Source organism: Ferrimonas balearica (genome assembly GCF_019802055.1).
Classification (GTDB): Bacteria; Pseudomonadota; Gammaproteobacteria; order Enterobacterales; family Shewanellaceae; genus Ferrimonas; species Ferrimonas balearica_A.
Map to the genome: position 1 here is coordinate 37,915 of NZ_JAHVHW010000007.1, position 25,519 is coordinate 63,433.

23 protein-coding genes are annotated in these 25,519 nt (G+C 59.6%); 19 read left to right on the forward strand and 4 right to left on the reverse strand.

Annotated features, from left to right (window positions below; genetic code table 11):
- Positions 1–20: 20 nt before the first annotated feature.
- The gene (gene ettA / locus KUV52_RS07770) at positions 21–1,685 is read right to left on the reverse strand and encodes an energy-dependent translational throttle protein EttA (protein WP_222525381.1); all 1,665 of its coding nucleotides are present in this window, start codon (positions 1,683–1,685) and stop codon (positions 21–23) included.
- A 346-nt stretch (positions 1,686–2,031) separates the two neighbouring features.
- On the opposite strand from ettA, the gene KUV52_RS07775 reads away from it, so the two are divergent.
- The 10 genes from KUV52_RS07775 (at position 2,032) to KUV52_RS07820 (ending at position 11,761) form a co-directional block, all read left to right on the forward strand.
- Positions 2,032–4,332, forward strand: a complete 2,301-nt coding sequence (locus KUV52_RS07775; RefSeq protein WP_222525382.1) for a TonB-dependent hemoglobin/transferrin/lactoferrin family receptor — start codon at positions 2,032–2,034, stop codon at positions 4,330–4,332.
- 189 nt (positions 4,333–4,521) lie between these two features.
- The gene (glyA, locus tag KUV52_RS07780) at positions 4,522–5,778 is read left to right on the forward strand and encodes a serine hydroxymethyltransferase (RefSeq protein ID WP_222525383.1); all 1,257 of its coding nucleotides are present in this window, start codon (positions 4,522–4,524) and stop codon (positions 5,776–5,778) included.
- A 143-nt stretch (positions 5,779–5,921) separates the two neighbouring features.
- Positions 5,922–6,374 (forward strand): transcriptional regulator NrdR, encoded by a 453-nt coding sequence (gene nrdR / locus KUV52_RS07785; protein WP_222525384.1) that lies wholly within the window; start codon positions 5,922–5,924, stop codon positions 6,372–6,374.
- The gene (ribD, locus tag KUV52_RS07790; RefSeq protein WP_222525385.1) at positions 6,374–7,495 is read left to right on the forward strand and encodes a bifunctional diaminohydroxyphosphoribosylaminopyrimidine deaminase/5-amino-6-(5-phosphoribosylamino)uracil reductase RibD; all 1,122 of its coding nucleotides are present in this window, start codon (positions 6,374–6,376) and stop codon (positions 7,493–7,495) included. Before nrdR ends, ribD begins: the two co-directional genes overlap by 1 nt.
- A complete protein-coding gene (locus KUV52_RS07795; RefSeq protein WP_222525386.1) occupies positions 7,496–8,149 on the forward strand; it encodes a riboflavin synthase in 654 nt (217 codons plus the stop codon).
- Positions 8,150–8,167: 18 nt separating this feature from the next.
- Positions 8,168–9,262, forward strand: coding sequence for a bifunctional 3,4-dihydroxy-2-butanone-4-phosphate synthase/GTP cyclohydrolase II (gene ribBA, locus KUV52_RS07800; protein WP_222525387.1), 1,095 nt, complete (start codon positions 8,168–8,170; stop codon positions 9,260–9,262).
- Positions 9,263–9,364: 102 nt separating this feature from the next.
- Entirely contained in the window at positions 9,365–9,832 is a 468-nt protein-coding gene (ribE, locus tag KUV52_RS07805) for a 6,7-dimethyl-8-ribityllumazine synthase (protein ID WP_222525388.1), read from the forward strand.
- Between the two features lie 14 nt (positions 9,833–9,846).
- Positions 9,847–10,257 (forward strand): transcription antitermination factor NusB, encoded by a 411-nt coding sequence (gene nusB / locus KUV52_RS07810; protein ID WP_222525389.1) that lies wholly within the window; start codon positions 9,847–9,849, stop codon positions 10,255–10,257.
- A gap of 50 nt (positions 10,258–10,307) precedes the next feature.
- A complete protein-coding gene (gene thiL / locus KUV52_RS07815; protein WP_222525390.1) occupies positions 10,308–11,276 on the forward strand; it encodes a thiamine-phosphate kinase in 969 nt (322 codons plus the stop codon).
- The gene (locus tag KUV52_RS07820; RefSeq protein ID WP_222525391.1) at positions 11,273–11,761 is read left to right on the forward strand and encodes a phosphatidylglycerophosphatase A; all 489 of its coding nucleotides are present in this window, start codon (positions 11,273–11,275) and stop codon (positions 11,759–11,761) included. Before thiL ends, KUV52_RS07820 begins: the two co-directional genes overlap by 4 nt.
- Positions 11,762–11,810: 49 nt before the next feature.
- On the opposite strand, the gene KUV52_RS07825 is transcribed toward KUV52_RS07820, so the two are convergent.
- The 3 genes from KUV52_RS07825 to barA are packed head-to-tail and all read right to left on the reverse strand — an operon-like array spanning position 11,811 to position 15,340.
- Entirely contained in the window at positions 11,811–12,002 is a 192-nt protein-coding gene (locus tag KUV52_RS07825) for a DUF2986 domain-containing protein (RefSeq protein WP_222525392.1), read from the reverse strand.
- Positions 12,003–12,008: 6 nt separating this feature from the next.
- A complete protein-coding gene (locus KUV52_RS07830) occupies positions 12,009–12,617 on the reverse strand; it encodes a YjaG family protein (protein WP_222525393.1) in 609 nt (202 codons plus the stop codon).
- A gap of 11 nt (positions 12,618–12,628) precedes the next feature.
- Entirely contained in the window at positions 12,629–15,340 is a 2,712-nt protein-coding gene (barA, locus tag KUV52_RS07835) for a two-component sensor histidine kinase BarA (RefSeq protein ID WP_222525394.1), read from the reverse strand.
- A 74-nt stretch (positions 15,341–15,414) separates the two neighbouring features.
- Here barA and rlmD point away from each other — a divergent pair, with 74 nt between their 5' ends.
- The 9 genes from rlmD to truD all read left to right on the forward strand — a co-directional run bounded on the left by rlmD (position 15,415) and on the right by truD (position 25,517).
- Positions 15,415–16,758: a 23S rRNA (uracil(1939)-C(5))-methyltransferase RlmD gene (gene rlmD / locus KUV52_RS07840; protein WP_222525395.1), complete on the forward strand. Its 1,344-nt coding sequence runs from the start codon at positions 15,415–15,417 to the stop codon at positions 16,756–16,758.
- A gap of 29 nt (positions 16,759–16,787) precedes the next feature.
- Entirely contained in the window at positions 16,788–18,980 is a 2,193-nt protein-coding gene (gene relA / locus KUV52_RS07845; protein WP_222525396.1) for a GTP diphosphokinase, read from the forward strand.
- Positions 18,977–19,780, forward strand: coding sequence for a nucleoside triphosphate pyrophosphohydrolase (gene mazG, locus KUV52_RS07850; protein WP_222525397.1), 804 nt, complete (start codon positions 18,977–18,979; stop codon positions 19,778–19,780). Before relA ends, mazG begins: the two co-directional genes overlap by 4 nt.
- A gap of 118 nt (positions 19,781–19,898) precedes the next feature.
- Entirely contained in the window at positions 19,899–21,533 is a 1,635-nt protein-coding gene (locus KUV52_RS07855; RefSeq protein ID WP_222525398.1) for a CTP synthase, read from the forward strand.
- Positions 21,534–21,601: 68 nt separating this feature from the next.
- Entirely contained in the window at positions 21,602–22,897 is a 1,296-nt protein-coding gene (eno, locus tag KUV52_RS07860) for a phosphopyruvate hydratase (RefSeq protein ID WP_222525399.1), read from the forward strand.
- A gap of 105 nt (positions 22,898–23,002) precedes the next feature.
- On the forward strand, positions 23,003–23,284 hold the full coding sequence (gene ftsB, locus KUV52_RS07865; protein WP_222525400.1) for a cell division protein FtsB: 282 nt from the start codon (positions 23,003–23,005) through the stop codon (positions 23,282–23,284).
- A gap of 16 nt (positions 23,285–23,300) precedes the next feature.
- Complete coding sequence (ispD, locus tag KUV52_RS07870) at positions 23,301–23,999, forward strand: 2-C-methyl-D-erythritol 4-phosphate cytidylyltransferase (RefSeq protein WP_222525401.1); 699 nt, start codon at positions 23,301–23,303, stop codon at positions 23,997–23,999.
- Complete coding sequence (gene ispF / locus KUV52_RS07875; protein WP_222525402.1) at positions 23,999–24,472, forward strand: 2-C-methyl-D-erythritol 2,4-cyclodiphosphate synthase; 474 nt, start codon at positions 23,999–24,001, stop codon at positions 24,470–24,472. Before ispD ends, ispF begins: the two co-directional genes overlap by 1 nt.
- Positions 24,465–25,517, forward strand: a complete 1,053-nt coding sequence (gene truD, locus KUV52_RS07880; RefSeq protein WP_222525403.1) for a tRNA pseudouridine(13) synthase TruD — start codon at positions 24,465–24,467, stop codon at positions 25,515–25,517. Before ispF ends, truD begins: the two co-directional genes overlap by 8 nt.
- The last annotated feature ends 2 nt before the right edge of the window (positions 25,518–25,519 follow it).

Consider the following 25,519-nt stretch of genomic DNA (forward strand, 5'->3'; position numbering starts at 1 on the left):
GCTTTTTTTGAAGGTTGCGATCAATCGATGCGCTTGTACTTCAGACGGTGCGGCTCGGTGATGTCGATGCCTTGCTCCTTCTTCATCCAGTCGGCGTACTCGTTAAAGTTGCCTTCGAAGAAGTTCACCTTGCCCTCGTCACGGTAGTCGAGGATGTGGGTGGCCACACGGTCCAGGAACCAACGGTCGTGCGAGATCACCATGGCGCAACCCGGGAACTCCAGCAGGGCGTTCTCCAGTGCGCGCAGGGTTTCTACGTCCAGGTCGTTGGTCGGTTCGTCGAGCAGCAACAGGTTGCCGCCGGCCTGCAGCAGCTTGGCCAGGTGCAGACGGCCACGCTCACCACCGGACAGTTCACCAACGCGCTTCTGCTGGTCGGTGCCCTTGAAGTTAAAGCGGCTGACGTAAGCACGCGCCGGGATCTCGAAGCTGCCGATCTTCAGGATATCCTGACCGCCGGAGACTTCCTGGAACACGGTGTTGCTGTCGCCCATGCTGTCGCGGAACTGGTCTACGGAGGCCAGCTTCACGGTATCGCCCAGCACGATCTCACCGGAATCCGGGTTCTCCTGGCCGCTCAGCATGCGGAACAGGGTGGACTTACCGGCACCGTTGGGACCGATGATGCCGACGATGGCACCCTTCGGCAGAGTGAAGGAGAGGTCGTCGATCAGTACGCGGCCGTCGTAGGACTTGGTCAGGTTGTTGATCTCAAGCACCTTGTCACCCAGACGCGGACCCGGCGGAATGAACAGCTCGTTGGTCTCGTTGCGCTTCTGGTAGTCGCTGCTGTTCAGCTCCTCAAAGCGGGCCATACGGGCCTTAGACTTGGCTTGACGGCCTTTCGGATTCTGACGAACCCACTCCAGCTCTTTCTGGATGGACTTCATGCGAGCCTTTTCCTGGGCGGCTTCCTGCTCCAGGCGAGCCTCTTTCTGCTCCAGCCAGGAGGAGTAGTTGCCTTCCCACGGAATGCCTTCACCACGGTCCAGTTCCAGGATCCAGCCAGCGGCGTTGTCGAGGAAGTAACGATCGTGGGTGATCGCCACCACGGTGCCGGGATACTCCACCAGGAAGCGTTCCAGCCAGGCTACGGACTCGGCGTCCAGGTGGTTGGTCGGTTCGTCCAGCAGCAGCATGTCCGGCTTTTCCAGCAGCAGACGGCACAGGGCGACACGGCGGCGCTCACCACCAGACAGGTTCCCCACCTTGGCGTCCCAGGAAGGCAGACGCATGGCGTCGGCGGCACGCTCCAGGGCGTTGTCCAGCTGGTGGCCATCTTTAGCGGCGATGATGTTCTCCAACTCACCCTGCTCTTTGGCCAGAGCATCGAAGTCGGCGTTTTCATCGGCGTAGGCGGCGTAAACCTCGTCCAGGCGGGTCAGGGCGTTTTTTACGTCCGCCACCGCTTCCTCAACCACTTCCCGTACGGTTTTGGTCATGTCCAGCTGAGGTTCCTGCGGCAGGTAACCGACTTTGGTGCCGGGTTGCGGACGGGCTTCCCCTTCGAACTCGGTGTCCACGCCAGCCATGATGCGCAGCAGGGTGGATTTACCCGCGCCGTTCAGACCCAGAACACCGATCTTGGCGCCAGGGAAGAAGGAGAGGGAGATGTCTTTAAGGATATGGCGCTTGGGCGGTACCACCTTGCCCACGCGCAGCATGGAGTAGATAAACTGAGCCATTTCCAAGATTCGGTTAGGTGAAAATCAGGGGCCCGATTGTACCTCAGAACCGCCCGGGATGCGCACAGACCTTTCATTTTCCCGACAACAAGCGGATTTTGCTTTGTGGTATCTGCGTCGTTGACCGGTGGCGGCAGAGCCCTACGAAGGTGCAGCAATTTTCATCAGTTATGATCATTTGCTGTCACCTGCTCACAAATTGCTCAGTTCCTTTTGTTTTCACTGTGTAAAACGAGAACTTCCCCCCCTTTTTTCCTCGACTCACTTTGGTACACTGGCGACGCCGACATGGCTCAGAATAATAATCATTTGCATTTAGTTTGATGACGACAGGGTGGTTTACACAATGAAAACCCTTCCTTTCAGTCTGGTGAGTGTGGCCGTGTTCTCGGCGATGACTGCACCGGCTATGGCTGAGGAAAAGCAGCAGGAGATACCCGCCCACCGCCAGGCTCAAGAGGTGATGGTGGTGTCCGGTTCCCGTTTGGAGCAGAGCCTGGATCAGGTCGCTGGCTCAGTGGTGGTGATCGATGAAGAAGCGATCGCCCGCAATATGAGCACCGACTTTGCCACGCTGTTCCGTACCGAGTCAGCGGTGGACGTAAAGGGAGGCGCCGGTAAGCCCACCTCCGTGACCATCCGCGGTATCGGTGGCAACCGGGTGATGATGGTAAAGGACGGTGTGCGGGTGAATAACCAGTACGCCTCACCGCTGGGTCCGGGTGCGGAAGGCACCGGCCGTGGCCTGACTGAAGTGGAAACCCTGAAGCAGGTGGAAGTGGTCAAAGCGGCCGCCTCTACCATGTACGGTTCCGATGCATTGGGCGGTGTGGTGGTGATGAGCACCAAAGACGCCTCCGATTATCTGCTTGGCGACGCCACCTACTTCTCCGCCAATGCCGGTTACACCGGGATGAACAATGAGTGGTCCACCGGCTTTACCGGTGCGGCCGCTTACGGGGATTTTGAGAACCTGCTGACGGTACAGCACCGCAACGGTGAAGAGCAGCAGAACTACGATGAAACCCTGCCGCAGAGTGACCTGGTCAACAACAGTGTGCTGTTTAAAAGCAAGTACCTGATGAACGACTACACCAATATTCAGCTGACCCTGGATTACCTGGATCAGCAGCTGGACCGTTGGGAGCAGCGTGACTACAACGGTGTACGCAATGAAGACCGCGATATTGACCGTCGTACCCAGGCGTTCAACAGCTCTCTGCGACTGCGCTCAGACAAAGCCACCCTGTTGCACGACAACCTTGATGTGGTGATGTACTACGGTTTCACCGATCAAAACGAGCACCGTGATTACTTTGCTGTCCAGGACGATCAGCGCACCGGTATGAGCCAATACCGCGACTACAACTTTGAAGAGTCGCGCATCGGTCTGGCCAGTACCTTTGGCAAATACATCGGTGGCGAAAGCTATGGTCATCAGATGACCTTCGGCCTGGATGTCGAGTCCTCCTCAATGCAGCGTCATCGGACCTACTTCACCCCCGGCGAGTCTGGTGGCTGGATCGGTGAAGACCAGTTCGCGTTTGCTGATACCGACAGCCTGCGGGTTGGCGCTTTTTTCCAGGACGACATCAGACTGCTGGACGGCAAGCTGAATGTGGTGGCGGGCCTGCGCTACGACTACTACCGCAATACCCCGGATGCGCAGATGGCGGAAGACGCGGGTCGTGACCCGGCGGACTTCCAGGAGATGAGCGAGAGCTTCTGGTCGCCCAAGCTGGGTCTGGTGTACCACCTGACCGATGCGGTCAGCGTTTACACCCAGTACGCCTACGGCTACAAGATGCCGACCCCGGATCAGAAGTGGGGTGAGCTGGAGATCCAGGACGGTCGCATGCCGTTCCCGGTGGAGATCATGCCGAACTATGAGCTGGAGTCTGAAAAGTCTCATACCATCGAGGTGGGTGTGCGTGGCAGCCACAACCGCACCTCCTATGAGCTGACCGGTTTCTACACTCAGGCCAAGGACTACATCGACTGGGAATTCCACGATGCACCTATGTGTACCCCAACCAGCTGGGGTCTGCCTTTCCCGATCTTTGGTCCCTGGTGTGAAGACCCCAACAAGAACGATCCGGTACTGGCGCTGCAGTACGACTACATGAATCGTGACAAGGTTGAGATCTACGGCATCGAGGGTCAGGCCAGTCACTGGTTCACCGACGATCTGGAACTGTGGGGTAACTTTGCTTACACCTACGGCAAGGACAACGAGGGCAACTTCCTCAACACCATCAGTCCGCTGAAGGTGACCGTTGGCGCCAACGCCTACGCCACGGTGGCCGGCATCCCGACGCAGTTTGGTGGTGTGGTTCGCATGGCGGGCGCCATGGATCGCGTCAAGGACATGCCGATCATTCCGGAAGACTCCATCCTGTACGATCCCAAGTACAACGAGGCGTACACCACCGCTGGTTATGCCGTGGTGGATCTGACCATGGCGATGGAACTGACCGATAACTGGAAGTTGCGTGCCGGGGTGTTCAACCTGTTCGATAAAGAGTACGTGGAATACTCGGATGTCGCGGGCCAGTCCAAGTACCTGATGGACAACATGGGTGCACCGCAGAGCAACTTCACCCAGCCGGGTCGCTATGTGAACGTCAATGTGAATTACCGCTTCTGACGGGAAGTCGCGTACAAAACCGGGCCAAGGCCCGGTTTTTTTGTGCCCGCAAGGAAAGAGATTTCGATCGCCCGTTATGGTCTTATCAGTGTGACCGTGGTCTCAAAAGCTTGGGTTGGCGTCGGCATGGGAGTACACTGTGGCGCCAAAACCTACCCCTACAAAGATCACACCGCCCAGGAGAGACGGATGCTGGATAAAAAGATGAACATCGCCGACTTTGACCCGGAACTGTTTGCCGCGATGGAAGCCGAGAAGGTGCGCCAGGAAGAGCACATCGAGCTTATTGCCTCTGAGAACTACACCAGCCCCCGTGTGCTGGAAGCTCAAGGCTCCCAGCTGACCAATAAGTACGCTGAAGGCTATCCGCACAAGCGTTACTACGGTGGCTGTGAGCACGTGGATGTGGCCGAGGAACTGGCCATTGAGCGTGCCAAGCAGCTGTTCGGCGCCGACTACGCCAACGTCCAGCCTCACTCCGGCTCCCAGGCCAACGCCGCCGTGTTTATGGCGCTGCTGCAGCCGGGCGATACCGTACTGGGCATGAGCCTGGCCCACGGTGGCCACCTGACTCACGGTGCTCACGTCTCCTTCTCCGGCAAGATCTACAACGCGGTCCAGTACGGTATCACGCCTGAAACCGGTGAAATCGACTACGCCGAAGTGCGTGCCATGGCGCTGGAGCACAAGCCGAAGATGATCATCGCCGGCTTCTCCGCCTACTCCGGTGTTATCGATTGGGCCAAGTTCCGCGAAATCGCCGACGAAGTGGGCGCTTACCTCTTTGTGGATATGGCTCACGTAGCTGGCCTGATCGCCGCAGGCGTTTACCCCAACCCGCTGCCTCACGCTCACGTGGTCACCACCACCACCCACAAGACGCTGGCGGGTCCTCGCGGCGGCCTGATCCTCTCCGCCATCGGCGACGAAGCGGTTTACAAGAAGCTGAACTCCGCCGTATTCCCCGGTGGCCAGGGTGGCCCGCTGTGCCACGTGATTGCTGCCAAAGCGGTGGCCTTCAAGGAAGCGCTGCAGCCGGAGTTCAAAACCTACCAGGAGCAGGTTGTGAAGAACGCCCAGGCGATGGCTGACACCTTTATCAGCCGTGGCTACAAAGTGGTTTCCGGTGGCACCAAGAACCACCTGTTCCTGCTGGACCTGATCGACAAGGACATCACCGGTAAGGATGCGGACGCGGCCCTGGGTCGTGCCAACATCACCGTGAACAAGAACTCCGTGCCGAACGATCCCCGCAGCCCCTTCGTGACCTCCGGTCTGCGCATCGGTACCCCGGCGCTGACCCGTCGTGGTATCAACGAGGGTGAAGCCCGCGAGCTGACTGGCTGGATCTGCGACATCCTGGATAACTTTGGTGATGAGTCCGTGGTAGAGCGCGTGAAGCAGCAGGTTCTGGAGCTGTGCCAGCGTCACCCGGTGTACGCCTAAGGTACTGGGTTCCAGACCGTGACCAAGCCCGCCATTTTGGCGGGCTTTTTCGTCCTGCCGTGTTAACCCCAAGCGGAATTTTCGATATGCTTTGCCGACAGTTAATACTGCGGTAATTCCATTCCCCAATCGTTGGAGGAGCAATGCACTGTCCCTTCTGTGCTGCGACCGATACCAAGGTGATCGATTCCCGTCTGGTGGCGGATGGCCATCAGGTTCGACGTCGCCGTGAATGCCTGACCTGTCACGAGCGTTACACCACCTTTGAAACTGCCGAACTGGTGATGCCGCGGGTGATCAAATCCGATGGCGCCCGTCAGCCTTTCGATGAAGAGAAACTGCGCCGTGGTATTCAGCGCGCTCTGGAAAAGCGCCCGGTTGGGGCCGAGCAGGTGGAGCAGGCGATCACCAAGATCAAATCTGCCCTTCGTGCCACCGGAGAGCGTGAAGTCTCCTCTCAGTTGGTGGGCAACCTGGTGATGGAGCAACTGCTGCCTCTGGACAAGGTGGCGTACGTCCGCTTCGCTTCGGTGTACCGCGCTTTCGACGATCTGGCTCAGTTTGGCGAGGAGATCGCCAGTTTGGAAAAACGCTGATGTTCTCACCGGAAGACGCCCGCCACATGGCGCGGGCGCTTGAGCTGGCCCGTCGTGGTCAGCTCACCACCCGCCCCAATCCCCGGGTTGGCTGCGTCCTCGTGAAAGAGGGGGCCGTAGTGGGGGAGGGCTATCATATTCGTGCTGGCGGACCTCACGCCGAAGTGCACGCTCTTCGCGCCGCCGGTGATGCCGCCCGTGGTGCTACCGCTTATGTCACCCTTGAACCCTGCAGCCACTTCGGTCGCACGCCCCCCTGCTCCCAGGCCTTGATTGATGCCGGGGTGGCCCGGGTGGTTGCCGCCATGGTGGATCCCAACCCCCAGGTCGCCGGGCGGGGTATGAAGATGCTGGCGGACGCCGGCATACAGGCCGAGCACGGTTTGATGGCCGCAGAAGCGGAAGCGGTGAATCCCGGCTTTATGAAGCGGATGCGAACCGGGCTGCCCTTCGTCCGCATTAAGCTGGCCTCCAGTCTGGACGGCCGCACGGCGCTGGCCAATGGCGAGTCCAAATGGATCACCGGCCCGGAAGCCCGCGCCGATGTGCAGCGTTTGCGTGCCATCAGTGACGCGGTGATCACCGGAGCGGATTCGGTGCTGGCGGACAACCCCAGCATGAACGTCCGCCATGGCGAGTTGGGCCATTGGCAGAACCGCATTGCCGCCGATGACTTGATTCAGCCACTGCGGGTGGTAGTGGATGGCCGTGCCCGGCTCGCGCCGCCACTGAAACTGCTGGAAAGCGACGGCCCGCTGATGCTGGCGTCACTGCAATCCTATGGTTGTGACTGGCCAGAGTCTGTCAGCTGCTGGACCGGCGATGACAATGGCGCTGGCAAAGTGGATCTGCGGGGACTGCTGGAAGAGCTGGGGCGTCGTGAGATCAACGAGGTGCTGGTGGAAGCGGGCTCGGCTCTGGCCGGCGCCTTTATCGCCGCAGGCCTTTGGGATGAGCTTTGGCTCTACCAGGCGGCAAAATTGATGGGCAGTGACGCGCGAGGTCTGGTAGCCTTGCCCGCCTGTGAGTCCATGGCGCAAGTGGCGTCACTGTCAGTGAAAGATGTACGGCGAGTGGGGGCGGATCTGCGCCTGATCCTGACTCGCCAGGAGAACGACTGAATGTTTACCGGGATCATCGAAGCGGTAGGTACTCTGCGCAAGCTGGAGCCTCGTGGGGGCGATCTGCGTCTCACCGTGGCCACCGGCGCGCTACCGATGGACGATGTGCAGTTGGGAGACAGCATTGCCACCAACGGCGTCTGTCTGACCGTGGTGGAGAAAGGGGCGGAGCATTACGTTGCCGACGTCAGCGCCGAAACTCTGGCTCTGACCCAGTTCCCCCACTATGCCGTCGGCCAGAAGGTGAACCTGGAGCGGGCGGTAACCCCGTCCACTCGCCTTGGTGGCCACCTGGTCAGCGGCCATGTGGATGGCACCGCTGTGGTGCAGGCCCGTGAGGCCCGCGCCCGCGCCATTGAATTCTGGTTGGAAGCGCCCGCTGAGTTGGCGCGCTACCTGCCTCATAAAGGCTCCGTCACCATTGATGGCGTCAGCCTGACCCTGAACGAAGTGGACGGCGCCAAGTTCCGTCTGACTATCGTGCCGCATACCGCACAGGAAACCACCTTGATGGATTTGAAGGTGGGCGATCGCGTCAATCTGGAAGTGGACCTGTTAGCCCGCTATCTGGAACGCCTGATGCAACCGGCTCAGACCCAGAACGACTCCGGATTAACTCTGGAAATGCTGGCTCGAGCCGGGTTTATGAAGTAATTGAGGAAGACCACAGTCATGGCACTGAATACGATCAACGAACTTATCGAGGACATCCGTCAGGGCAAGATGGTGATCCTGATGGACGATGAGGATCGGGAGAACGAAGGCGATCTGATCATGGCCGCCGAGGCGGTGACCCCTGAGGCGATCAACTTCATGGCCCGTTACGGCCGTGGACTGATCTGTATGCCGATGAGTGCTGAGCGCTGTGATCGTCTGGGCCTGCACCAGATGGTGTCTAAAAACACCGAGCAGTACGGCACCGCCTTTACCGTTTCCATTGAAGCGGCCGAAGGGGTGACCACCGGCATCTCAGCGGCGGATCGCGCCCGCACCGTTCAGGCCGCCGTGGCCAAGGACGCCAAACCCTCTGACCTGGTTCAGCCCGGCCACATCTTCCCGCTGCGTGCGAAAGATGGCGGCGTACTGAACCGCGCTGGCCACACCGAAGCCTCAGTGGATCTGGCCCGTCTGGCGGGCTTCGAGTCCGCTGCGGTGATTGTCGAGATCCTCAATGAAGATGGCACCATGGCGCGCCGTCCGGAGCTGGAGGTGTTCGCCAGGGAGCACGGTCTGAAGATGGGCACCATTGCCGATCTGATCGAGTACCGTAACCACAACGAAACCACCATCACCCGTGAAGTCAGCGGCACGCTGCCGACCCGTTACGGTGAGTTCGACATGGTGGGCTACCGCGACTCCATCAACGGCCAGTTCCATGTGGCGCTGTGCAAGGGACCCGTTACCGAAAACACGCTGGTCCGGGTGCACCTGCACGATCCGCTGAAGGATCTGCTCGGCTGCATCGGCGACAGCGCCTGGCCGCTGGACACTGCCATGGCCCGCATTGCGGAAGAGGGCGGTGTGCTGGTGATTCTGGGTCGTGAGCGTGAAGCGGAAACCCTGGAAGACCAGCTGCGTATCCTGTCTCAGGAGCAGCAGGGACAGCGTGTGCCCCGTAAAGCGCAAGGCGCCTCCCGGACTGTTGGTGTGGGTTCTCAAATCCTGGCAGACCTGGGGGTTACCCATATGCGTCTGTTGTCCGGTCCCAAGCGTTACCACGCCCTGTCCGGTTTCGGTCTGGAAGTGACCGAATACGTGCAAGAATAACGGCAACGGCGGGCGCTGGGATCAGGCGTCCGCTGTGCTATCATTACGCCACTTTTTTGCCCCCTGTCGTTTGGGGCACAGAAAAACACTACGGAAATGAAGATGAACGTAATCGAAGGCAACATCGAAGCCAAAGGCGCTAAGATCGCGATTGTGGTTTCCCGTTTTAACAGCTTTATCGTCGACAGCCTGCTGGAAGGTGCGATCGATACCCTGAAGCGGTTCGGTCAGGTTAACGAGGAAGACATCACTGTTGTTCGGGTACCCGGTGCGTTTGAACTGCCGCTGGCCGCTCGTCGCGTTGCTGCTAAGGGTGAGTTCGACGCGATCATCGCCCTGGGCGCTGTGATCCGCGGTGGCACTCCGCACTTCGACTTCGTTGCCGGTGAGTGCAACAAGGGACTGGCCCAGGTGATGCTGGAGTTTGATACTCCGGTTTCCTTCGGGGTACTGACTACCGACACCATTGAGCAAGCCATCGAGCGCGCCGGCACCAAAGCGGGCAACAAGGGCGGTGAAGCGGCCCTGGGTGCGCTGGAGATGGTTAACGTCCTTAACCAACTGGCCTAAGGCCGGAGAAATTTGTGAAGCCTTCCGAGCGTCGTAAGGCCCGCCGTCTGGCGGTGCAGGCCATCTATTCCTGGCAAATGAGCGGCAACCCTGTTGCCGATATCGAGCATGAGTTCCTGACCGAGCAGGACACCAAAGGGGCCGACCTGGCTTACTTCCGTGAATTGCTGGTGGGTGTGGTGTCTCAGGCGTCTAACCTCGATGCCAAATTGAAGCCTAATCTGGCTCGTCTGGTGGAAGAGGTGGATCAGCTGGAGCTGGCCATTCTGCGCCTGGGGGCCTTTGAACTTATGCATCGTGACGATGTCCCCTACAAAGTGGTGATCAACGAGGCCATTGAGCTGGCAAAGGCCTTTGGCGCGGAAGAGAGCCACAAGTTCGTCAACGGGGTATTGGACAAGCTGGCCATTTCCCTCCGACGTTAAGCGGACAGGAAGACAGGGAGCGCGGCCACATCAGGTGGCCGTGTCGCGTTATGGGATCCGAATTTGATGTCATCAAGCGCTACTTCGACCGCCCCGTGCACCGTAAAGACGTGCTCAAGGGGATCGGCGATGATGGTGCTCTTCTGGCACTGCCTGCCAATAGCGAACTGGTGATCTCCACCGATACGCTGGTGTGTGGTACCCACTTTTTGCCGGACATTGCGCCGGCGGACCTGGCGCACAAAGCGGTTGCGGTGAACTTAAGTGACCTCGCCGCAATGGGCGCTGAACCGGCCTGGATGACCCTGGCCATCACCCTGCCCGAAGAGGACGCCACCTGGCTGGAGGCCTTTTCCGAAGGGTTGCATGAGATCTGTCAGTACTACGGTGTGGCACTGGTGGGTGGAGACACCACCCGCGGCCCCCTGAGTCTGACGGTAACGGTTCACGGTTACCTGCCTCAGGGCAAAGCGTTGCTGCGCAGCGGTGCCCGCATCGGTGACTGGATCTACGTCACCGGTAACCTGGGTGACAGTGCGGCGGGTCTGCGCTGCCTGCTGGGCCAACTGGATACCGAAGAGTCCTCCCGCGAATACCTGCTGGAGCGCCACCTACGTCCCCGTCCTCGCTTGCTGGCGGGCAGGGCGCTGCGTCACCACGCCTCCAGTGCGATGGATCTCTCCGATGGTCTGGCTTCCGATCTGCAACATATCCTGACCGCGTCCGGTGCGGGAGCGCAGGTTGAACTGAACCAGTTGCCGATGTCCTCGGTACTCAAGTCGGTGGTTTCGCCCGAGCAAGCGCTGGAATTGGCGCTGGCTGGCGGTGAAGATTACGAACTGCTGTTTACCGTGCCAGAGGCGGAAAAAGGCGCACTGGCGACCGCGCTGGCGGAGACCGGAACCAACCACACCTGCATTGGTCAGATCATTGCCGGTGAAGGGGTCCGCTACCTCCGTAATGGTGAGCCCGTTGAGATGACACTGTCCGGATACGACCACTTTAAGGAGTCAGAATGACCCGCATTGCGGAGCGTTTGCCCGGCCTGAAACTGACCAATCCCGTGCATTTCCTGGCGGTGGGATTCGGTTTGGGACTGGCCCGCAAGGCCCCCGGAACCTGGGGCACGCTGGCGGCGTTGCCCTTCTATCTGCTGATGGCGGATTTGAGTCTGGGCCTCTACCTGGGGATCATCCTGGTGATGTCGTTGGTGGGGATCTACCTCTGTGGTAAAACCGCCGAGGACATGAACACTCATGACCACCCGGCCATCGTCTGGGATGAAGTGGTGGGGATGCTGATCGCCATGATCATGCTGCCGACCGGCTGGGAGTGGATTCTGGGTGCGTTTGTGGCGTTTCGATTCTTCGATATCCTCAAACCTTGGCCCATCCGTCTGTTGGACAAGCACGTTCACGGCGGTTTGGGGATCATGGTGGATGACCTGCTGGCGGGCGTATTCGCCCTGGGCGTGGTTCAGTTGGCCGCGTTTCTGCTTATCTGAGGCCCTTGGGCTGAAGAGAAAAAGCCGCCCATCGGGCGGCTTTCTTGTATCAGGATTCAACGTCCTGACGAGGCGTGGTATCCGCCTGGGATTCGGTACCAGAGTCCTGCTCAGACGTTTCCATCGCAGCCCGCTCTGCTTTGGAGATGTAGCGCGGCTTATTGCTGTTGGTGGCCTTTTTCGCCTTGGAACGCTTCGCCTGCTTCAGCAGGGTCTGCTTAACCTTCTTTTTGCGGTTCACCGGAACTCACTCCTCTGTCAGGGAGACGCCGATATTGGAGACGCCCGCATCGCGCAGGTCTTTGCGCAAGCCCTTAATCGCTTCCACATCCGCTCGGCTCAGTTCCTCAACCAGAGTCAGCAGCTCCGCCTGAAGGCCGCGCTCATCCTGCATCAGCGGATGGGCGAAAACGAAGTCCTCAAGCGCGTCCTCATCCTCGATATCCGGCTGTTCACTGGCTTCGATAAAGGCGGCTACGGTGCTGCTGGAGAGCTTGGAGATGTTCACCAAATCCGCTTCAACCTTCTGCTGCAGTGCCGTCAGGATGGTGCTGATCGCCATCAGGGCATCGGATGCCGGGTAGACGCCGTAGAACTCGTGCACTTTCGGATCCGGCATCAACTCTTCCAGCTGATCCAGCATGCGGTCGTAGTTAAGCCGGATATCTTTGCTGTAGAGGGACTGCCACAGCATATCCATCTGGGTCACGGCTTTGTCGGCACCTTCGGCTTCCGTGATCTCGGCGAACAGCAGGTAGTTGGGCAGCATACGTTCGGCCAGCGCGGTGGCAAACAGGGTTTTTTGCCACAGGTCGAGGGCTTTGATTCGGCTGAAGAAGCCTTGTTTTGCAGTCATGTGTGTGTCCGTCAGGCCGCCAGTATGGCTTTGGCGGCGGATTCTACTTTATCCAGCTCATCCCGCAACTCCAGCAGTTCGGGCTGGAGGGATTCCGAGGAGTTGCCCTGCTTCAGGGCCGCTTCGAGCTGGGCGCACAGTTTTTGCAGTGCCGGCACACCAGAATAGCAGGTGGCACCGTGCAGTTTATGAATGGTTCGCACCAACTCGCCATCGTCCCGGACGTGTTCCAGTTGGGAGCGGGTGTCCGGAATGCTGTCCAGCAGCATCGACAGCATCTCTTTGGCCAGCTCGGCGTTACCGCCGGCTTGCGTCAGGGCGAGAGACCAGTCCACCACCGAGCTGTTGCCCTGAGGGGAACGGACCCAACGCAGTAGAACCTGTTTCAGGTCCGATTCGTCGATCGGCTTGGTGAGGTAATCGTCCATGCCGGAAGCGAGGATCTTTTCACGTTCATCGCCCATGGCGTGCGCGGTCACCGCAATCACCGGGCTGTGGCGACTGCGAGAGTCCAGTCGGATCGCCTGAGTGGCCATCAGGCCATCTACGTCCGGCATCTGGATATCCATAAAGATGGCGTCGTAGCTGTTCTTCTGACACAGGTCGATGGCGGCTTGCCCGCCGCTGGCGGTATCCACTTCGGCAACCAGTTCCCGAAGCAGGGTGGCGATCAGTTTCAGGTTGGCCGGGTTGTCGTCCACCGCCAGTACTTTGAGGGGACGGGTTACCGGGCTGGGGCTTGGCGCCACAGAGAGGGCTGCCGGGGTCAGTTCCTCCAGCATCAGGCTGGTATAGAGTCGTCGCTGGCTCAATGGCAGGGCCAGCAATCGGGCCTTGCCCTGATCGGCCATCTGACGTGCCCAGCTTTCCGGCTGGCCTTCGTACATCAGGATCAGTTGCCCCCCCTTGGCTTCCAGTGTGGGCTGGATGGCGGCCAGAGCGTCGTAGCTTGGTACACTGCCGATGGCGATTAGGGTGTAGTCCATCGGCGCTTCGGTGACCAGGGTATCGGAGAGGGCCAGCAGGGTACCGGAGGGCAGCGGCGCCGTTTCCCACTGCTCCAGTTGCCGGATCAGCGCGGCGCGGCTGAGACGACGGCCTTCAAGCAGGGCGATACGCGCACCCTTGATGGGTGCCTTGGCTAACGGGTCGCTGATGGAGAAGCCGCTCTTCTCGATGCTCAAGGTAAACCAGAAGGTGGAACCTTGATCCTTGTGGGAGGTGAAGCCGATCTGCCCCTCCATCTGGTTCACCAGACGCTTGGTGATCACCAGGCCCAGCCCTGTGCCACCAAAGCGACGGCTCACTGAGCTGTCCGCCTGTCCAAAGGGCTGGAACAGCATCGCCTGCTGATCGTCGGCAATGCCAATGCCAGTGTCAGACACCTCCGCCCGCAGCAAGACACGGTCAGCACTCTCATCCGCCAGATCGATGCTCAGGCGGACGCAGCCTTTGTCAGTAAATTTGATGGCGTTGCCCATCAGGTTGGTGATCACCTGCTGAATACGGAGCACATCACCACAAAGGCTGTCGGGGACGCGTTCATCAATCTCCACCACCATCTCCAGCCCCTTGTCAAAGGCGGAGCCGGAGAGCAGTGTCAGGGTTTCATCCAGCGCGTCACGCAGCGCAAAGGGCACGTTATCCAGCACCATCTTGCCCGCTTCCAGCTTCGAGAAGTCGAGAATGTCGTTGATGATGGAGAGCAGGTTGGAGGCGCTGCGCTCAATGGTGCGCAGGTAATCCTTCTGATTGTCGTGCAGGGGGGTCTTCAGCAACTGGCGGGTAAAGCCGATGACGCCGTTGAGCGGCGTGCGCAGTTCGTGGCTCATATTGGCCAGGAACTCGGACTTGATGCGGCTGGCTTCCAGGGCCCGCTTCTTGGCGATGTCCAGTTCCACGTTCTGGATCTCGATCTGCTCCAGGGTTTCGCGCAGGTCGGAGGTGGCCTGGTCGATGTTCTGCTGCATCTCGTTGTGGTACTCGGAGAGCGAGGCGGCCATGGCGTTGATGCCACGTTTGAGGTGGTCCAACTCGCCGATCAGGTCCCCTTCAAGCCGGGTGTCCAGCTTGCCTTCGCGGATTTTGGCGACCGCGCGCACCATCTCTGTGATGGGGTGGGTGACGTTCTTGAGCAGGCGGAAGGTGAACAGCAGGTTAAGCTGCACACCGATCAGCACGATGATAAAGGCGGCGACCGCAGCCCGGTACTGCTCCAGCAGGGCTTCATGCTTGTTCAACTGCAGGGCGATGTAACCCAGTTGAGCCAGCCGGTTAGCGCCGAGGGCGGAAGAGGTGCCTTCGCTCATTATCGGGGTTCGCAGCACCAGCGTATCGCCGAAGTGCTCCACCTGAGTGCCCTGGTTGAGGTCCCGGTTCTCCGGCAGCTTGATCAGCTCAAAATCGCGGTGATACTTACTGCTGACAAAGATCTGGTTTTGATTGTCGAAAACGGCGATGGACTGGACCAGCCCGGAGTTCTGACGGTGAGTGAGATCAATCAGGCGTTTGGTGTATTCCCGATTGTTCATCAGCAGGCCATATTCGCTGGCGATGGCGAGTGGCTCGATGATATTGGTGCCCTGGCGCAGCAGGGTTTGCTCCAGTTCCGAGAATCGGCTGGAGGTGAAATAGCCACCCAGCAGCAGGCCCACCAGCATGGTCGGCGCCAAAGCCAGCACCAGTACCCAGGTGCGCAGACTGTATTTGGTCACCGTTTTCATCTATGGGACAATGCTCCCCTTATCCAATGGTCGGGCTACGCTCGATCCCCCTATTGTAAACATTGACGCTTTCCATGGCACAGTTTTATTCCGCAAAGTCCAACAAAACAAAGCACTTGTCCCAAAAAATCACCCTGACTCCCCAAGGCTTGGACCATCAGGGGCAGGCAGTGGCTGAGCATCAGGGCAAGGTCGTGTTCGTGCCGGGCCTGCTGCCCGGCGAAAGCGCTCAGGTGCAACTGGTGGAGAACAAGGCCCGCTTTGCCCGCGCCAAAGTGGTCAAGCGTCTGTCCGATCATCCCGAGCGGATCACGCCGCCTTGCCCCCACTTTGCCCGCTGCGGCGGATGCCAGTTGCAGTTTGCGCCGCCGACACTGCAGCGCACTCTGAAGCAGGAGGCACTGGGCCAGGTTGTTGGCAAGTTGTCCGGCCTGACGCCGGAGCAGTGGGCGGAGCCGCTGGTGGGGCCGGATTGGCACTACCGCCGTCGTGCCCGCCTTGGGGCGCGAGTCGAGCAGGGGAGCCTGATGCTGGGATTCCGTCAGGAGGGCAGCAATCGCCTGACCCCCATTGACCATTGCCCGGTATTGGCAGAGGCCCTGAGCGAGCTGATCTCGCCGCTGCAAACCCTGCTGGCCCCGATGAAGCTAGCCCGTCACCTGGGCCACATCGACCTGATGCTGGCCAGTGAAGGGCCGGTGGTGGTGTTGCGGCTGCTAAGGCCCCTTCGACAGGAGGAGCAAGCGGCTCTGGCGGCGTTTGGTCAGGCGCGCGGTGTGCGGATGTTGGTGCAGGGAGAGACGCTGAGCGAGCTGAATGGCGATGCGGTTTCTCCGCTTCATTACGGCATCGGGGTCGGACGACCGGAACCCGCGTTTTTGCCTGGTGACTTCTTCCAGGTAAACGATGTCGTTAATCAGGCGATGATCACTCAGGCGATCGATTGGCTTCAGCCAAAGCCGGATGAAAAAGGGCTGGACCTGTTCTGCGGCGGTGGCAATTTCACCCTGGCACTGGCGGGACACTCTGCCGAGGTCATCGGAGTGGAGGGCGTGCCCGCCATGGTGGAGCGGGCCCGACATCGTGCTGAAGAGTTGGGTTTGGCTCAGCTCAGCTTTGAGTATGCGGACCTCAATGGCGAGGCTCCGCGGGCTGAGTGGCTGAAAAAGGTGGATTGGGTGCTGCTGGACCCTGCTCGGGCTGGCGCGCCGGGCGTCATGGAGTGGCTGGCGAAGTTGCGCCCCAGTCGCGTGCTCTATGTGGCGTGCAACCCGGCCAGTCTGGGCCGTGACGGCAAAGTGCTCGCCCAGCAGGGATATCGGCTGACAAGACTTGGTCTGGTGGACATGTTCCCTCATACTCATCACCTTGAGTCGATGGCTCTGTTTGAGCCATGCACCACCAAACATCCTAAGTAGTTGGTTGCGCAAGGAGGGGAACGCAAACCATGGTATCGGTTCGTCAAATTCATTTTGGAGATTCGCCACAGGCCCTGATGCAGTGGCTTGATGGGCTTGGCCTGATGCATCAGCAGCAGGAGGCGTTGGCCGACTGCTATCGCTATTGCGAGGCGTTGCCCTGTGAAGATCCGGCCTTGAAAGAAGCGCGTCTGATGAGGGCGCGTGAGATGATCGAGATCCTGCATCCCCTCAATATGGATCTGGACACCATCAAGGCCAGCCTACTCTACGTGATGTTTGACGCTGGCCTGCTGGACAGCGAAATCCTTGAGGAAACTCAGGGCACCGCTATGGCCACTCTGGTGCAGTCGGTCGTCGTGATGGACGCCATCCGGACCCTCCGTCAACAGAGCTCTCCCGGTGCCAGCCAGATTGAAAACCTCCGCAAGATGCTGCTGGCCATGGTGGAGGATGTGCGGGCGGTGGTGATCAAACTCGCGGAAGCCGTGGTGCTGCTGCGGGAAGTGAAAAACGCCGACGAGGAGACTCGGGTGGTGCTCGCCCGTGAGGTTCGGGATGTGCATGCCCCCCTGGCTAACCGGCTGGGGATTGGTCAGCTTAAGTGGGAGCTGGAGGATCTGGCGTTCCGCTACCTGCATCCGGACACCTACATGGAGATCGCCCGCTGGCTCGATGGTAAGCGGATCGACCGCGAGCAGTACATCGACCTGTTTGTCTCCGGTTTGCAGGCCTCCCTGGATGAAGAGGGGATCCGGGCCGAAGTGTATGGCCGCCCGAAACACATCTACAGCATCTGGCGCAAGATGCAGAAAAAGAACCTCGCCTTCGACGAACTGTTCGATGTGCGCGCGGTTCGCATCATCGCTGAACGTCTGCAGGATTGTTATGGCGCATTGGGTGTGGTCCACACCCAGTGGCGTCACCTCCCCAACGAATTTGACGATTACATCGCTACCCCCAAACCCAACGGTTACCAGTCTATCCACACTGTAGTGATGGGGCCCGAGGGCAAAACCGTTGAGATCCAGATCCGAACCCGTGAAATGCACGAGGACGCGGAACTCGGGGTAGCGGCTCATTGGAAGTACAAAGAGGGCACAGGCGGCAAGCAGGGGGGCTTCGAAGAGAAGATCAACTGGCTGCGCAAGATCCTGGCCTGGCAGGAAGACGTGGTGGAAGCGGGCAACCTGGTGGAGGAGATCCGCTCCCAGGTGTTCGAAGACCGGGTGTACGTCTTTACCCCCAAAGGCGAAGTGGTGGATCTCCCCGCAGGCTCTACCGTGCTGGATTTCGCCTACTACATCCATTCTCAGGTGGGCCACAAGTGCATCGGTGCCAAGATCGATGGCCGCATCGTTCCCTTCACCACCACGGTCGAGACCGGCCAGCGGGTGGAGATCATCACCGCCAAGCAGCCCAACCCCAAACGTGACTGGCTGAACCCCAACCTGGGTTACATCAAGACCAGCCGTGCCCGCAGCAAGATCCAAAGCTGGTTCAAGCAGCAGGATAAAGACAAGAACATCGCCGCTGGCCGTGACATGCTCGAATCGGAGCTGACCAAAGTTGGCCTCTCGTTGGCGGACACCGACAGCGCCATCGAGCGGTTCAACATGCACAGCATTGATGACCTGCTGGCTGCCATCGGTGGGGGCGATGTGCGGCTGAACCAGGTGGTGAACCACCTGCAAAGTCGACTGCAGCGTGAAAGCTACGATGAGGAGCAGGCGCTGGAGGATCTGATTTCCAAGCACTCCGGTCGTCGTCAGAGCCAGGGACACATCGAAGTGAATGGCGTCGGCAACCTGCTGACCCACATGGCCAAGTGCTGTGAGCCTCTGCCGGGCGACAGCATCTATGGCTTTATTACTCAGGGCCGCGGCGTATCAGTGCATCGGGAGTCCTGTGAACAGTTGGCCAGCCTACTGGAGCGCCACCCGGAGCGGGGCGTCGAAGTGGTCTGGGGCGAGAACTACAGCGGCGGACACAGCGTCAGTTTACGCGTGGTGGCCAATGACCGCTCCGGCCTGTTGCGCGACATCACCACGCTACTGGCCAACGAGAAAAGCAACGTGCTGGAGATGCGTAGCCGTTCCGACACCAAGCAGCAGACCGCCTCCATCGATCTGAAGATGGAGCTGTACAACATGGAATCCCTGAGCCGGATCCTGAGCCGTTTGAGCCAACTGCCCGGCGTGATTGAGGCCAGAAGACTTTGAGCACTTCGCTACCTGACGCCCCCATTGATCGCCTATTGGCGATCATGGCGGCCCTGCGCCATCCCGAAACCGGTTGCCCGTGGGACCGCAAGCAGACCCTGGCCACCATCGTGCCCCATACCCTGGAGGAGGCGTACGAGGTGGCGGACGCCATTGAGCGCAGCGATCTGGATGAACTGCCCGGGGAGTTGGGCGACTTGCTGTTCCAGGTGGTGTTCTATGCGCGTATCGCTGAAGAGGCGGGGCAGTTCGACTTTCTGGAAGTGGTTAACCGGCTTAACGCCAAGCTGGTGCAGCGTCATCCTCACGTGTTTGCCGGGCTGGATGCGGACGAAGTGACCATCAAAGCCAACTGGGAGGCGGGAAAAGCGCAGGAGCGAGCGGAAAAGGCTCAGCATTCGGCGCTGGATAATGTCCCGTTGAATCTGCCGGCCCTGTCCCGCAGTGCCAAGCTGCAGAAACGGGTGGCCCGGGTGGGCTTCGACTGGGACAGCCTAGGCCCGGTGGTGGATAAGATTGTCGAAGAGATCGACGAAGTGATGGATGAAGCGCATCAGGCGGTTCAGGATCAGGACCGGCTCGAGGAGGAGATGGGGGATCTGCTGTTCGCGGTGACCAATCTCTCGCGCCATCTCAAGGTAGACCCGGAGCAGGCACTGCGTAAGGCGAATACCAAGTTTGAAAGACGCTTCCGGCAGGTGGAGAATCTCTGTGCCGAATCCGGCCTGGCGGTGGATAGCGCGGGGCTGGAGCAGCTGGAGGCGTTCTGGCAGCAGGTTAAGGCGGGAGAAAAGCGTTAATTAGCGCGGCTGACCGTTGTTGGATTTGGGGGCCTCTGGTATAATGTCGTCCCGTCCTATTGGTTGTTGCCGCAGTTCCTGTGCGCAGCACGAAGTTCCCAATTTTCTCAGGTTCAGCATGACTACAAACTACATCTTCGTTACGGGCGGGGTGGTCTCCTCCTTGGGTAAAGGTATTGCTGCAGCGTCCGTCGCTGCGCTGCTGGAAGCCCGCGGTCTTAACGTCACCATCATGAAACTGGATCCCTACATCAACGTGGATCCGGGCACCATGAGCCCGACTCAGCATGGTGAAGTGTTTGTGACCGAAGACGGTGCCGAGACCGACCTGGATCTGGGCCACTACGAGCGCTTCATCCGCACCAAGATGACCAAGCGCAACAACTTCACCACCGGCCGCATCTACTCCGACGTTCTGCGTAAAGAGCGTCGTGGTGACTATCTGGGTGCCACCATCCAGGTGATCCCGCACATCACCAACGCCATCAAAGAGCGCGTTGTTGCCGGTGCCGAAGGCCATGACGTGGCCATCGTTGAAGTGGGCGGCACCGTGGGTGACATCGAGTCCCTGCCGTTCCTGGAAGCCCTGCGTCAGCTGGCGGTTGAACTGGGCCGTGAGCGCGCCATGTTCATGCACCTGACCCTGGTACCCTACCTGGCTGCTGCTGGCGAAGTGAAAACCAAGCCGACTCAGCACTCCGTAAAAGAGCTGCTCTCCATCGGTATTCAGCCGGACGTACTGGTGTGCCGTTCCGATCGCGCCATCCCCGCCAATGAGCGCCGCAAGATTGCCCTGTTCTGTAATGTTCAGGAGCGTGCGGTGATCTCCATGAAGGACGTGGACAGCATCTATAAGATCCCTGCTCTGCTGAAGTCTCAGGGTGTGGACGATCTGTTCGTTCAGCGCTTTGGCCTGAGCTGCCCGGATGCCGACCTGAACGAGTGGGAGAAGGTGATCTACGAAGAAGCCAACCCCACTGGTGAAGTGACCATCGGTATGGTCGGCAAATACGTTGAACTGCCTGACGCCTACAAGTCTGTGAATGAAGCGTTGAAGCACGCTGGCTTGAAGAACCGTCTGCAGGTCACCATCAAGTACATCGACTCCCAGGATGTTGAGACCAAGGGCGAAGAAGCCCTGCAGGGCATCGACGGTATTCTGGTACCCGGTGGGTTCGGTGAGCGTGGCGTTGAAGGCAAGATCATGGCCGCCCGCTACGCCCGTGAGCACAACCTGCCTTACTTCGGCATCTGCCTGGGTATGCAGGTGGCACTGATTGAGTACGCCCGTAACGTGGCGGGTCTGAAAGGCGCACACTCCACCGAGTTCGATCCCAAATCCAAGCATCCGGTTGTGGGTCTGATCACTGAGTGGCTGGATGCCGAAGGTAAAGTGGAAGAGCGTACCGAAACCTCTGATCTGGGCGGTACCATGCGTCTGGGTGGCCAACTGTGCCACCTGGTAAAAGGCACCAAGGCCCAAGCGCTGTACGGTTCTGACACCTGTGTTGAGCGTCACCGTCACCGTTATGAAGTGAACAACAACTACCGTGAAGCGCTTGAAAAAGCGGGTCTGGTATTCTCCGGCCTCTCAACCGATAAGAAATTGGTGGAGATGATCGAGATCCCCAGCCATCCTTTCTTCGTGGCTGGGCAGTTCCACCCCGAGTTCACCTCGACGCCGCGCGATGGCCACCCGCTGTTTGAAGGGTTCGTCAAAGCGGCAGGTGAATTCAGCAAAAGCGTAAGCTGAACCTGACTCCATAAGCCGGGCCAATAGGTCCGGCTTTTCTGTTTTTGGAAAAACTGAGGAAGCTAATGATGGCTAAAATCGTCAAGGTACTGGGCCGTGAAGTGATGGACTCCCGCGGTAACCCCACCGTGGAAGCGGAAGTGCATCTGGAAGGCGGCTTTATCGGTATGGCCTGTGCGCCGTCCGGTGCCTCCACCGGCACCCGTGAAGCACTGGAGCTGCGCGACGGCGATAAGTCCCGTTATCTGGGCAAGGGTGTTCTGAAAGCGGTTGGCAACGTCAACGGCCCGATCGCTGAAGCGCTGGTTGGCCAGAATGCTCTGGAGCAGCGTGCCATCGACCAGATGATGATCGATCTGGACGGCACTGAGAACAAAGACAAGCTGGGTGCCAACGCCATCCTGGCTGTGTCACTGGCCAACGCTAAGGCGGCTGCCGCTGCCAAGGGTCTGCCGCTGTACGCTCACATCGCTGAACTCAATGGCACTCCGGGTGTGTACTCCATGCCGCTGCCGATGATGAACATCCTTAACGGTGGTGAGCACGCCGATAACAACGTCGACATCCAGGAGTTCATGATCCAGCCGGTCTCTGCCCCGAACTTCCGTGAAGGTCTGCGCATGGGCGCCGAGATCTTCCACGCGCTGAAGAAGGTGCTGTCTGCCAAGGGTCTGAACACCGCAGTAGGTGACGAAGGTGGCTTTGCTCCCAACCTGGCTTCCAACGCTGACGCGCTGGCAGTAATTAAGGAAGCGGTTGAAGCGGCCGGCTACGTGCTGGGCAGCGACGTTACCCTGGCGCTGGATTGTGCGGCCTCCGAGTTCTACAAGGATGGTCAGTATGTTCTGGCTGGCGAAGGCAAGAGCTTCGATTCCAACGGTTTCTCCGACTACCTGGCGGAGCTGACCAAGCAGTACCCGATCGTCTCCATCGAAGACGGTCTGGATGAGTCCGATTGGGATGGCTGGGCCTACCAGACCGAGATTCTGGGCGATAAGATCCAGCTGGTGGGTGACGACCTGTTCGTAACCAACACCAAGATCCTGAAGCGTGGCATTGAGAACAAGATCGGTAACTCCATTCTGATCAAGTTCAACCAGATCGGTTCTCTGTCCGAGACTCTGGACGCCATCAAAATGGCCAAAGACGCAGGCTTCACTGCGGTGATCTCTCACCGTTCCGGTGAAACTGAAGATGCCACCATTGCTGACCTGGCAGTGGGCACCGCTGCGGGCCAGATCAAAACCGGCTCCCTGTGCCGCTCTGACCGCGTAGCCAAGTACAACCAGCTGCTGCGCATCGAAGAGCATTTGGGTGACAAGGCGCCCTACCGTGGCCGCTCCGAGGTGAACGGCCAGGCCTGAGTCCTGCTGTTTTAACCTACAAAAGCCGCCTTCGGGCGGCTTTTTGCTTTTCTTTTTCCGGAGCTTGCGCCAAGATCTTTGGACATTTGGTTTGAGGCGGTGTGGATGCGGATCTTACTGGTGGTGTTGACCCTGTTGCTGGTGGCACTGCAATACCGACTGTGGGCGGGTGAGAACAGCCTGCGGGAGGTCGTGCGGCTGCGCGAGCAGATCCAGCGGCAGCTGGAGGGAAACTCCGCACTGGTTGAGCGCAACCAGGTCTTGATGCAGGAGATTAAGGACCTGCGCGATGGCCTGGATGCCGTCGAGGAGCGTGCCCGCCATGAGTTGGGTATGGTCCGGGAGGACGAGCAGTTCTATCGGGTGATCCGCCGCCCTCAATCCTGAGTCCCTGGGAGTTCCCATGCCACTGAGTCACACTGATCCGCTCTACGCCGTGGTGCCTGCCGCTGGCGTTGGTAAGCGGATGGGCGCGGATAGGCCCAAGCAGTATCTGCTGCTGAATGACCGCACCATTCTGTCCCATACCCTGTCCGTGCTGCTTAGCCACCCGAGGATCCATAAGGTGATCGTCGCTCTGGGGCCACAGGACGGATATTTTGATGAGCTGGATGAAGCTGCCGACCCGAGTTTGATTCGTGTGGATGGCGGAGCGGAGCGGGCCGACTCGGTACGACTGGCGCTGTCGGCGATCGAGGAGCCCACGGCCTGGGCACTGGTCCATGATGCTGCCCGGCCCTGCCTGAGCCACGACGATATCGATAAGCTGCTGGCCCATCCCGGTGACGAGGGGGCGATTCTGGCAACCCCGGTTCGGGATACCATGAAACGGGCCGGTCACGACGGTGGAATCGATCATACTGTGCCAAGAGAGGATCTCTGGCACGCCCTGACCCCACAGCTGTTTCCAGCCGTGCCCCTGCGTGAGGCACTGATCCGAGCTGAGCAGGATGGCGCGGTGATCACCGACGAAGCCTCCGCCATGGAGCGGGAGGGATGGCATCCGGCACTGGTGGCCGGGCGTCCGGATAACATCAAAATCACGCACCCAGATGATCTGCGCCTGGCGCAGCTGTTTTTAGCCAGTAGAGAGGCAAAGTAATGCGGATCGGACACGGTTTCGACGTACATAAATTTGGCGGTGAAGGTCCCCTGGTCCTGGGTGGCGTTTCCGTTCCTTTTGAGCAGGGTCTGTTGGCCCACTCCGATGGTGACGTTGTGCTTCACGCCATCAGCGATGCGCTGCTGGGGGCACTGGCGCTCGGAGATATTGGCCGCCACTTTCCCGATACGGATCCCGCCTACGCAGGCGCCGACAGCCGGGAACTGCTGCGCCACTGTTACTCACTGGTGCGGGAGAAGGGCTACCGTCTGGGCAACCTTGATGTGACCATCATCGCCCAGGCACCGAAGATGGCTCCCCATATTGATGCCATGCGTGCTCACCTGGCGGCGGACCTTGATGCCGAGTTGGATCGGATCAACGTCAAAGCCACTACCACTGAGCGACTTGGTTTTACTGGCCGTGGCGAGGGGATCGCCACCGAAGCGGTGGTGTTGCTCTGCCATGACTGATTACACATTGCCTGAATGGCACTACCTGCTGGGTGCTCCTGAGTCTGAAGCGGTTATCCGTCGTGAGCCGGAACACTTTCAAGTGGACGAATTGCTGCCCTTCACGCCGGACGGCGCCGGAGAGCACCACCTGTTGCACATCGAAAAGCGCGACCTGACCACCCACCAGTTGGCGAAGATCGTGGCTCGCTTTGCCGATGTCCCGGCTCGTGATGTGAGCTGGGCGGGTCTGAAAGACCGCCATGGTGTGACCCGCCAGTGGCTGTCGGTGCGGATCCCCGGCAAGGTGGACCCGGATTGGGCCCAGTTGAATGACAGCAACATTACGCTGCTGGCGGCGCATCGCCACGGGCGTAAATTGCGCACCGGAGCGCTGCTGGGCAATCGCTTCAAAATTGCGCTTTCCAGCGTCACTCATCCGGAAGCGCTGGAGACCCGCCTGGCGGAAGTGCTCAAGGGCGTGCCCAACTACTATGGTGAGCAGCGCTTTGGCCATGGTGGCATGAACGTAGCCCGCGCTGCCGAGATGTTTGGCGGGCGTAAAGTCAAAGACCGCAACAAGCGCAGCATCTACCTGTCTGCTGCTCGCAGCTTCCTGTTTAACAAAGTGGTCTCAGCCCGTCTGGCTCAGCACGGCCTGACCCCGCTGGGGGGGGATGCCGTGATGCTCTCCGGCAGCAACAGTTTCTTTGTGGCCGAGCAGTGGGACGCAGCGCATCTGACCCGCCTGCTGGAAGGGGACATCGATCTTTCGGCGCCTCTGCCGGGGGATGGTGAGTTGCATAGCCAGGGCGCAGCGCAAGCTTTTGAACAGTCTGTCCTGGCCGACTTCCCGACACTGTGTGATGGACTGAAGAGCGCCAGAGTGGATCCGGACCGACGCCGATTGCTGCTCAAGCCAGAGCAGTTCCGTCATCATTGGGACGGTGACCTGTTGTGGCTGGAGTTCGTCCTGCCTGCGGGGGCATTTGCCACCAGTATCCTACGTGAGCTGGTTCGCTACCAGGATGCGCAAGCCATTGAGATGCGGTCAGAAATCGAATAACA